This window comes from Dankookia rubra, from assembly GCF_004355005.1.
Lineage (GTDB): Bacteria > Pseudomonadota > Alphaproteobacteria > Acetobacterales > Acetobacteraceae > Paracraurococcus > Paracraurococcus ruber_A.
Genome location: NZ_SMSJ01000138.1, coordinates 1 through 10,284 on the forward strand (window position 1 = coordinate 1; position 10,284 = coordinate 10,284).

The 10,284-nt window shown below is 64.0% G+C and carries 5 protein-coding genes and 5 pseudogenes; 7 read left to right on the forward strand and 3 right to left on the reverse strand.

Annotated elements, in window-relative coordinates:
* Positions 1-243 (reverse strand): annotated as a pseudogene (locus tag E2C06_RS33510) (IS66 family transposase); the annotation flags it as partial.
* Positions 244-370: 127 nt separating this feature from the next.
* Here E2C06_RS33510 and E2C06_RS33515 point away from each other — a divergent pair.
* Positions 371-934: a hypothetical protein gene (locus tag E2C06_RS33515; RefSeq protein WP_133292904.1), complete on the forward strand. Its 564-nt coding sequence runs from the start codon at positions 371-373 to the stop codon at positions 932-934.
* A gap of 212 nt (positions 935-1,146) precedes the next feature.
* Here the strand turns inward: E2C06_RS33515 and E2C06_RS33520 are convergent, their stop codons facing one another.
* Positions 1,147-2,496 (reverse strand): IS1380 family transposase, encoded by a 1,350-nt coding sequence (locus tag E2C06_RS33520; protein ID WP_133292905.1) that lies wholly within the window; start codon positions 2,494-2,496, stop codon positions 1,147-1,149.
* A 671-nt stretch (positions 2,497-3,167) separates the two neighbouring features.
* Between E2C06_RS33520 and E2C06_RS33525 the strand changes: the two genes are divergently transcribed.
* The 3 genes and pseudogenes from E2C06_RS33525 to E2C06_RS39970 all read left to right on the forward strand — a co-directional run.
* Positions 3,168-3,977, forward strand: coding sequence for a DUF433 domain-containing protein (locus E2C06_RS33525; protein ID WP_133292906.1), 810 nt, complete (start codon positions 3,168-3,170; stop codon positions 3,975-3,977).
* Positions 3,974-4,456 carry a DUF5615 family PIN-like protein gene (locus tag E2C06_RS38145; protein WP_165982836.1) on the forward strand — a complete coding sequence of 161 codons (483 nt, stop codon included), beginning with the start codon at positions 3,974-3,976 and terminating at the stop codon, positions 4,454-4,456. Before E2C06_RS33525 ends, E2C06_RS38145 begins: the two co-directional genes overlap by 4 nt.
* A gap of 327 nt (positions 4,457-4,783) precedes the next feature.
* A pseudogene (locus E2C06_RS39970) lies at positions 4,784-5,542 on the forward strand (IS256 family transposase); the annotation flags it as partial.
* Positions 5,543-6,043: 501 nt separating this feature from the next.
* On the opposite strand, the pseudogene E2C06_RS39975 reads toward E2C06_RS39970, so the two are convergent.
* Positions 6,044-7,153: pseudogene (locus E2C06_RS39975) on the reverse strand (recombinase family protein); the annotation flags it as partial.
* A 332-nt stretch (positions 7,154-7,485) separates the two neighbouring features.
* On the opposite strand from E2C06_RS39975, the pseudogene E2C06_RS33540 reads away from it, so the two are divergent.
* From E2C06_RS33540 to E2C06_RS33550, 3 genes and pseudogenes are all read left to right on the forward strand, one after another.
* Positions 7,486-7,950 (forward strand): annotated as a pseudogene (locus tag E2C06_RS33540) (transposase); the annotation flags it as partial.
* Positions 7,951-8,242: 292 nt separating this feature from the next.
* Positions 8,243-9,514 carry a hypothetical protein gene (locus tag E2C06_RS33545; protein WP_133292908.1) on the forward strand — a complete coding sequence of 424 codons (1,272 nt, stop codon included), beginning with the start codon at positions 8,243-8,245 and terminating at the stop codon, positions 9,512-9,514.
* Between the two features lie 527 nt (positions 9,515-10,041).
* A pseudogene (locus E2C06_RS33550) lies at positions 10,042-10,284 on the forward strand (IS66 family transposase); the annotation flags it as partial.

Genomic DNA, 10,284 nt, shown 5'->3' on the forward strand with positions numbered 1-10,284 from the left:
TCGGCAGCAGGGGCAAATGTCGGGGCGGTGGGCAGTCCTCTCGGAGACATCGTCGCTCAAGGGTCGGCTGTGATCCGCGTGACCCGGCTTGGCGCCTCCAGGTTTGGCATGCTCGCGCCGTTCCTTCCGGTCCGCGGACGGCGGCTTGGAAGACGTGCGCGAGGTCTTCTCCGGCCGCTGCAGCCGCAGCACCAACTCGATCAGCTCCGTCTTGCTCAGCCGTTCAAGCTCGTCCCGCTGCATGCCAGGATCGAATCAGCCAACCCACTTCCGCGCAAGGGGGTGGGTAATTACACGGCTCCGGTCCGATAAGGACTGAGCTCGGCCGCCCCGAACCCTGCGACCTGCCGCGATTGTGGCAGTCAGCAACATGCAGTCAATCGATGGCTGGATCTCGCCTATGGCGAACCCGGACAGCAAGTGCCGAGTGGTCGTCGATACTGCCTTTGCTCGTTGGCAACTCGAGCGTGGCGACGACCTGACGATCCGCGAGCTCGCGCTGCTCGCCAGCATGAGGGAGCCCGCCATCCGCAACTCGCTCAGTGCGGAAAGCATCAAGGTTGAGGCAGGGCGCCGGCCTGGCGAGCCGGGCACGGTCAACGTTGATGTCGCCTACGGGTGGCTCCGCAAGCGTCGGGGCTTCATTGACCCTCGGGATCCGGAAACACGCGCCGTCAATCGACGTAGCGAGTACCGAACCCTGCTGCGTGAGCGGGGCCTAGCCTTTGCCTTTGGCGAGATTCTGCAAGCTGCGGAGCTCTCGGTCGACGATCTTGCCGGGAAAGCCGGTGTCGAACCGGCCTTCGTCGATGGTCTCAGGACAGGTAAGCCCATCCTCGATCTGGAGGCCGCCCGTCTAATCGGCGAGGCGCTCGATCTGGACGTACCTAACTTTGTTGGTATCGCCGTTGAGGCGGCCCTTCGTGAATACTGAAAGGTAAGCGGCTGTCATCATCATCACACCACCCGCCTAGCCCGGAAAATTCGTGAGGTCTGGAACGAGGCCTGAAACAGCGCTGGATCGCTCGCCGCGTAGTTGTGCAGTCGCGCATTCCCGATGCCGGCCTCGGGAGGGGCGCCTTGCTGCAGATTGCGGGGTTGGCTGGTTGCGGTTGGGGGGCTCGGCTGGGGCATCCGCCTCGACGGTCAACAGACCAGGCGAGGCATGCGCTCGAGAGCGAGGCGCAGGATGGCCTTGGTCGGATAGGCGCTGGGCAAGTGCAGCATGACCCGGGTCTTCAGCGCGACGACGCGCGCGGCGAGCTTGACCAGGCGCAGGCGGAGGGTGTCGAACTGAGCCACGCGCCAGATTGAGCGCTTCGGCATGAGGCTGCGTAGCGACCAAAGCAGCCAGTAGGCGCCAGTGTGCAACATGAGGCGGAGCTGGTTGGCGCTGCTTCTGCTGCAAGACGTACGATCCGCGGCGAGGTGCCGTTTCCAGGCTTTCAGATGATTCTCCGCCTGTCCCCTTTGACAGTAGGCCCGCTCATAGAGCCTGCGTGCCGTGCCGCTGGTGAGGTTGGTGACGACGAAGCGAGTGTCGACGCCCTCCGGGCCGGCCTCAACGCGAGCGATGATCCGCTCGACCCGGCTCCAGCTCCCGGCGCCGTCGTAGAACTCGGTGTAGCGGCGCTGCTTGCCCGCGTTGCTGGCCACCGCGTAGCGCGCCGCGGTGCTCGTCTCGAGCGCCTGGACGTGGCGGCGCAGCGTGGTGGTGGAGGCCACGGCGAGGATGAAATCCAGCCGCTCGGCCCGACAGAAATCGAGGACGTCCGGCGCGCAGTAGTGGCTGTCGGCGCGGATCAGGATCTCCACCCGGGGCCAGTGGCTACGGATCTCGCGCACCAGCCGGCGCAGGAAGGCGCGGGCCTCGGCACCACTGGGCCGGCAGGCCGGGCGCAGCATGGCGGCCACAGGCCGGCCCTCGCCGTCAAAGACGACGATGGGCTGGAAGCCATACTCGTCGTAGTAGGCGTTGAAGAGCCGCAGCTGCTGCCCACCGTGGACGGCGTCGAAGGTGTCATCCACGTCCAGGATGATGCGCCGCGGCAGCTGCCGGAAGCTGGCGCAGTACAGCCCGACCATGGCGCGGGCCATCCGCAGCAGGGCCCGCGGTCCCGGTAGGTTCTCGAGCCGCGAGATGGTTGGCTGCGAGCAGAGCGCGGCACCGTCGGGCAGATGGTCGAGGGCCAGCTTGAAGACCGGGTCATGCCGCAAGCTGTCGGCGTCATTGCCGTCCTCATAGCCAGCCGCGATCATCAGCATGCGAAAGCGCAGGATGTCCGCGATGCCGTGCCGAACCCGTTCGGGAGCGCGCGGGTCCTCGACGCAGGCCGCGAGCCGGTCGGCGACGCCGAGCCGGCGCTCGACTTCGCGCAGCGCGAGCAGGCCACCGTCAGAAGAGAGTTGCCCACCGTCGAAGCGGGCGACGATGGGCTTGCCGCAGACCGGTGACAGGCCGGCCAGAGGCGGGGTAGCTTCAACCTTGACGGGCATGGTCTCCGATCGCGGCTGGATTTGTGTGTCGCAGCCCAATCCTATGACCGCACAACGGTTCAGACCATGCCCGTCAGCCCTGGCGCATAATCCGGGCTAGATGCGCCGCCTCTCTCAGCCCGCCATCACCCAGTTTTGGCCATAGCTCCGTGCAGTACCACAGCGGGTCCATCGGCTGCGACTATCGTCGAGGTGTCTTGACACGCCGCTGCCAGAGGAGCCGGAGAAAGGCTACGCCGTAGTAGACAAGACCGATACTGCCGAACGCGATGCCGAATAGCCCGGCTAACCACATAAAGGGGATCAGTTCGTTCATTCCGGCAGCTTAAACCGGGTGCCGGGGACTTAGGAATACTTCTATCTAAATGGGCTATGTCTCTGATGTGGGCCGATTTTTCCCGCAATTTGGTAAAACCGGAGAAATGCAGGAAAAATGCTTCTGGGACAGTGGGTTATGATCATGATTGATCCGGAGGTTCTCGGCAGCTGAGAGGCCGTGATCGCAGGTACCCGCGTCCCGTGGGGGACGACGCCATGGGCTCGGTCCTGGTGGCTGCAGAGGTCCTGGAGCGGGCTCGGGGGGCGGGTACGCAGGTGCGCCACCAGCACTCGTCGGCCCCGGGCGCGGTTCTGGATGCGCTCCCTAGCCGCACCGTCAAAGCTCTCGGCGCATGACCGCCAGGGCGGGCGAACAACCGCCTACGATCGCCGAACTGGCCACAAGGCAATCATCCTCCTTGCAAATTTTGAGGTCGCCTTATATCTTCCAATCAGTCGGAAGGTTTATCGCCATGTCTAATGTTGCAGAAATGGTTACGGCAACAGAGGCCGCAGCGCTGGCTATGGTGGACGTGCGCAAGGTACATCGGATCTTTGACGAACAGATCTTGCCGACAGCGCTGATCCGGGATGGAGAAAGGCGCTTGGTCGCATGCGATGCCGTGGCGCTCGTAGGATTTTACTTTCGGAATGATCAGCTGAGCCCAGAGGCTCGGCGCCTGGTCATCAACATCATCGCATCCCAGGGGAGGACTGGGGCGATCCGTCGGCTCTGGGCCTACCGAAATCGCCCCCGACCGGTCGCCCTGGGTCATGGCGTCACAGCTGACCTGTCCGGCTTCTTCAGGGAGGTCGAGCAGCGCAAGAGGGAGCTCAACCGAGCTCGTGACATGGTCCACACCGATCCAGCAATCCTGGGTGGTTCACAGCCGGTGATCCGCAACACGCGGATCCCTGTCTACGATGTCGCAGCCGCAGTCGAGGCTGGAACGTCGCTAGCAGAGATCGTCACGAGCTACCCGGATCTCTCTGAGGAACAGGTCCACCTGGCCGTTCTCTATGCGCGCGTCGAGCCGCCTCGCGGGCGCCCACGTCAGCGCTTGGCCGACCGTGTGCCTAGGGACGGTCGCCTCATCGCCAGTGGCCGCATGCCTCGCCCCACGATCCAACCCCCACGTCGCCCCGAGACCGTCGAGGGGTGAGTCGCGCGCGAGTTCTTATTGATGCCTGCCTCACGGTCGAGTTGGCATGGCTCGCGCATGAGCGTGGCTACGAGGCGTATCACCTGCGAGACATCTCGAAGGAGCGCCTCCTCGATGGGCAGCTGAAGCCGATCATCATCGAGGGCGGATACTGCTTTGTCACCAGGAATGCGGAGGATTTTCGCGGTCCCGCTTTAGCGCCGGGGAATGCTGGTGAGTATGCGGGCGTGGATCTGCACGCGGGTCTCGTCTGCATTCACGGTCCTCCACGTGGCTTTCGAAAGGAAGAGCAACTGGAGGCCTTCTCCATTGCGCTAGACCTGATTGACGCTGCGAACGGCGATCCTGTGAATCTCCTCATAGAGGTCACATGGACACCGGATGGCATCGACGTCGACGTCGTCGACTTCCCGAAGGACCCTGCCGCGAAGCCCGACGACAGCTTTGCGAACTACGTCTTGCGCCGAGCCGATGATTGAACAGGCAAGCCTCTCAGAGGTGGATAGCTGCGAAGCGCCGCCCCTGTGGGGGCGGCGCTCTAGGCTCAGAAATCATTGCCCAAGCCAGAAGGTGACGATGTCGGCGAGGGTGACGGTGTCGAAGGACGGTGCCGAAAAAGGTGGTGGCGCATCGGTCGTAGCGGGTTGCGATGCACCGCCTGGGCAGGGGGGGTGAGTAGGAACGGTAGCGTCCGTGGAGGTGGTGGAAATTCCGGTTTCGGCCGGGGTGTAGGGCTGGGGTGGCCATCGGACCTGGCGGCTAGGGTGGAGTTGCGAGGCTCCCACCCCTGACCGGCCGAGGACCCGATGACCGAGGAGAGACTGCCACTGGCTGACCTGCTGGCGAAAGCTGGGGATGGTGACTTCCTGCGCAGCGTCGCCGAGGCGGTGCTGCAGATGCTGATGGAGGCCGACGTGGAAGGCCTGATCGGGGCCGGGCGGCACGAGCGCACCGGCGAGCGGCTGAACTACCGCAATGGCTTCCGCGACCGCACGCTCGACACCCGGCTGGGCTCGCTGCAGCTCCGGATCCCGAAGTTGCGGCAGGGCAGCTACTACCCGCCCTTCCTGGAGCCCCGGAAGACTTCGGAGAAGGCCCTGGTGGCGGTGATCCAAGAGGCGTGGATCGGCGGGGTCTCGACCCGGCGGGTGGATGACCTGGTGCAGGCGATGGGCCTGTCCGGCATCTCGAAGTCCACCGTCTCGAAGCTCTGCAAGGACATCGACGAGCGGGTCTCGGCCTTTCTCGACCGGCCGCTCTCCGGCGAGTGGCCGTATCTCTGGCTGGACGCCACCTATCTCCGGCAGCGCGAGGGCGGCCGGATCGTCTCCGTCGCGGCGATAATCGCCGTGGCCTGCGATGCCGAGGGACGGCGCGAGATCGTCGGTCTGCACATCGGCCCCTCCGAAGCCGAGACCTTCTGGTCCAGCTTTCTCAGGAGCCTGGTGAAGCGCGGCCTGAAAGGCGTGAAGCTGGTCGTCTCCGATGCCCACGAAGGGCTCAAGGCGGCGATCGCCCGCGTGCTCGGCGCAACGTGGCAACGGTGCCGGGTCCACACCATCCGAACGCAATCGCGATTCAGGGGTAGATGTGCCGCTACCGTTTGGCTGGCCGGGGGAGAGTGGAATGACATGGCGGATCTCCAGGCTGCCGTCGCCGACGATGATGCGCTCGATGACCAGCTGCAAGATCGCCTGCTTGTCGGTGAGGCTGGCATCCTCCAGGCGCGTGCCCACGCGGGCGCAGAAGGCCTCCAGGCTGGTCCGTACCGCCTCGGCCTGGGCGCGCTGCTGGTGTAGCCGGTCCCTGTCCTGCTGCTGCCGTTCCAGGCCGCGTCGCTCCTCGGCGAGGCGGTGGCGTCGCTCGGACATCTCGGCCAGGCTGACGGCGCCGGCCTCGTAGGCGTCCAGCAGGCGCTTGTCGGCGCGGTCGGTTCGGTCCATTCGCGTGCGGAGCAACTGGTCCGCGGCCCGCTCACGATCGGATCCTGCCTCCACGGCAGCAAAGCGTGCGAACTGCGCCACCAGCCGGGCCGGATCAGCGAGCAGGCCGGCGACATGGTCCCAGACCGTGGCTTCGATCTCCACAGCCTTGACGTTGCGGCTCGGGCATTTCGCTGGTCGAGCGGTCAGGATGCAGTCTTTGCCGTGGCACTGGTAGTAGCGCCTCTCGGGTTGGCCCGCGGTCGCTTTGTAGGTGCGGCCGAACATCGCCAGGCCACAGGTCCGGCAGGTCAGCAGGCACCGCAGCAGATAATCGTACTTCGTGTTGTTCCTGAACGAGAGCGCGGCATTGCGCGCCAGCTGCGTCTGCGCCCTATCCCAGGTATCGACCTCGACCAGGGCCGGCACGGAGATGGCGATCCACAGCTCGCGCGGTTTGGGTTGGCGGCATGAGGCCTCATGGCTGCGCGGCCCTCGGTCGCGGCGGGGCTTCTTGGGCGGCACGAAGGTGTAGCGGTTGGCGTAGGCCGTGCCTGCGTAGACCGGGTCGGCCAGGATGTGGTGCACGACCGAGGGCGACCAGGGATGCCGGCCGGAGCGCGGGAAGTGCGGCCCAGCGTTTAAGCGCTTGAGGATCTGCCGGATGGTCATCTGCTCATCGGTGAGCCAGCCGTAGATCATGCGCACCAGCTCCGCCTCGGCCTCGTCGACGACGAGGTGGCCTGGCGCAGTGTCGTGGCGTGGCACATACCGATAGCCGTAGGGCGCGCGGCCGCACTGATAGTGACCCTCGCGGGCTTTCTGCAGTTTGCCGCGGCGGAAGCGCTCGCCCATCACGGCACGCTCGTATTCGGCAATGGCGCCCTGGATCTGCAGCAGAAGCTGGTCATTCGGGTCGTCCGAGATCGGATGCTGCAGGAACGTCACCTGACAACCTGCCCTGCGGAACTCCTCGAGCAGCAGAACCTGATAGGCGTAGCGCCGCGCCAGACGGTCGGGGCTCAGCACCGCGACGTGCTCTACGGCTCCGTCGCGGACGGTGTCGCGCAGGGCATCGAGGCCTGGTCGGTCGAGGCGTGCGCCGCTGTAGCCTTCGTCGCGGAAGACATGCGCCTCGTCCAGGTCGCGGGCCTCGCTGGCTGCCCAGGCCCGCAAGGCGGCGAGTTGGCTGTCGATGGTCTGGTGGCGTTCCTGCCGTTCGGTGGACACACGGGCGTAGATGGCGACATGCATGATGGCTCACCCCTCATGGGGACAGCGACGGAGCGTAGCGGTGGCGTGCCGGCCGCGGTCGGATCGGCAAGCAGACGGCGGTAGACCTGGTCCAGCCTGTCAGGGCCGTCACGCGTGCGGATCGGGACTGAGCGGACCGTCCAGCACGGGCCGACAGGGGCGGACGACGATCGCGGCATCGACGGAGGCCTCCACGGCAGGAGCCCCCGTCCGAACGCCTATCCCTCGCCGCGAGGGAACTTGGCATCCCGACGCTGCCGTTTGGTCGCCGGTCCCGCTCCGGCAAAGGGGAGCGACATGACCAGCCGCAGCACGTCGATTGCGTTCGGATCGTGCATTGGATGAGGAATGCCTTGGCCCATGTCGGCAAGGCCCAGCAGTCCATGGCATCCGCCGCGCTGCGTCAGGCGTTCCTGCAGCCCGACCAGGCCAGCGCACGACAGACCTGGCGCCACGTCGCCGACCAGCTCCGCGAACGCTGGCCCAAGCTCGGCACCCTCATGGACGACAGCGAGGACGACGTGCTCGCCTACATGGCGTTCCCAGCGCAGCACAGGACCAAGCTGCACTCGACGAACCCGTTGGAGCGCTTGAACAAGGAGGTGAAGCGCCGCGCCGACGTGGTCGGCATCTTTCCCTCCGAGCCCTCCATCATCCGCCTCATTGGCGCCGTCCTGCTCGAGGCCAATGACGAATGGCAGATGCAGCACCGCTACATGGGCGTCGAGGCCATGGGCGAGATGCTCAACCCAGTGCCCACCAACGAGACCCCGCAACTGCCACCCAGGCCCGCCTGAGCCGTGGCCGCACCAAGCCCAGCAGCAAATTCCACCACGTTGACGGACGCTACCGTAGGAACGGCGGCTCGGCCATGGCGGCACCTCTGCCCCGCTCAGAATCACACCCGCCCGAGCCGCCGCAAGCAGTTAATGGGTCCTGAGCCTAGATCGAAGAGCTGTTGCGGGGCGGCCTTTCGGTGCCGATGGGGAAGCAGAACTTGGTGGCAGTTCGGATGATTTCCGACTGGTCCATCATCGGCCACTTCGTTCCGCATGATCCAGTGCCGCGGTGCGGAGTCCGAAGCACGTCATGGCCTGCGGCCACACCTTGATGCCTTTGCACTTCTTCGACAAGCATCGGGTCATGCGCAAGGCGGCGTGCGACGAGGCGGTGATGACGCGCGAAGAGCTACATGCCCTGGTTTGGTCAAAGCCGATGCGAGCAGCGGCGATGGAGCAGGGTATTTCCGACGTGACACTCGCCAGACACTGCCGCAAGGCGAACGTGCCCGTCCCACCGCCGGATCACTGGGAAAAAGTGCGGACGGGGAAGAAGGTCACGCCCCAGCCTCTTCCACCACTACCGACGGTAGCAGGCGCTGCGAGTCTCAGTGGCTTGTTCCCCGCCCACAAGTCCAGCACTTGCCTAGCCGGCAGTCGTGATCTTTCGCGCCCAGCGTTCAAGACCATGGACGAAGTGACGCAGCGGATTCAGGCCGCTGTGGGCGAGATTCGGGTACCCAACTCTTTGTCCAGGCCACCCCTGATCGTCGCTCGGCTTCTGAGGCGAGATGAGGAGCGTCGTGCCAAGATCACTTCCAACGATCTCTACAACAAATCTCAACCAAAGTTCGATAGACCGATCCAGCAGCGGCGTCTGCGGATCCTGTCTACGTTGATTCTCGCCTTGGAAAAACTGGGGCTGAAGGTCTACGGCAGCAAACATGCAGGCGAGGAGTTCACTGTCTCAATCCGGTATTTGCTTGCAGTCCATTTTCTCCTAGCGATCGAAGGAGGAGAACACGGTTACCCCTTTTATGGTGAGCATTTACAGCCACCTTCCGACGAGCGACTCCGCTTCGACATAACGAGCCATTCACCAGAATCTGCTCCACCGCTGCAAACCTGGCGAGACGACGCTACGCCCCTTGAGGACCAGCTCGGAAAGATTGCTTGTGGCCTCCTATTAACGGCGGAGGCAGCTGCACGGCGAGGGGCTGTCCAGTCGTACGAGTTGGCGGTGAAGAACCGTGCGGAGGAAGCCCAGAAGACGCGCGTGGCTGCGGAGCGTGCCAAGGCCGAGCGCGCGGCCCGGGAAGCTGCTGCGGCAAAGGCCCGCTTCACGGCTCTTATGGACGGCGCTGACGCATTGGAGCGTGCCGAGCGGATCAGACGCTACGTCGCGGCCGTGCAGGCACGGGTCACCGCACGGCCCGATATGGCTGAGCCCAGCGCCTTGAGGCAATGGGCAGCCTGGGCACTCGCAGAGGCCGATGCGCTGGATCCAGTCCTGTCAAGGCTATTCAAAGAGGAGTTGCTAACCCCATCCGACGACGTCCACCTTCCCAAAGCGGACCGTTGAGAACGCCAGCCCAGCAAAGCACGCAACTCGGTCGGTTATGTCTTTTTGATTAATATAGCAAAACTGTTTCACTTATGAAGTTAAAGATGTTGCTTTATGAGGTGGTACGAAGCATACTGCTTAGACGCCTAAGAGAGCGAGTATGGCCATCATATTGCGTATGGGGAAGAACACTTACAAATTGCAGCCCTTCCGCAACGGCTACATTTGATTGAATTTAAAGAAATTTTTAAGTTTGTTAACACGCACTTATCGAACCTTATCTACCGCTTCGCCGAAAGCCCCTATTTAGGTAATCGCAATAAAATTGCTACCCAATTCATAATGATCTGAACTCGTGTTAATAGGGATTTGATTCTAATAATAAAATTATTACACAGATAATGCATAAACTTTTGAATTTGGCCCAGGAGAGAGATGGCGGACCGTGTTGCGCATGACCGGCCCAAACTCATCAGCGCGAGCGGCCAGGATTGTAATTACCCACCCCCCTTGCGCGGGAGTGGGTTGGCTGATTCGATCCTGGCATGCAGCGGGATGCGCTCGAGCGGCTGAGCAAGGCGGAGCTGATCGAGCTGGTGCTGCGGTTGCAGCGGCCGGAGAAGACGTCACGCACATCCTCCAAGCCGCCGTCCACAGACCGGAAGGAGAGGCGCGAGCGCGCCAAGCCTGGAGGGGCCAAGCCGGGCCACGCGGGCCACAGCCGGCCCCTGAGCGACAATGTCTCCGAGAGGATTGCCCACCGCCCCGAGGTTTGCCCGTGCTGCCGG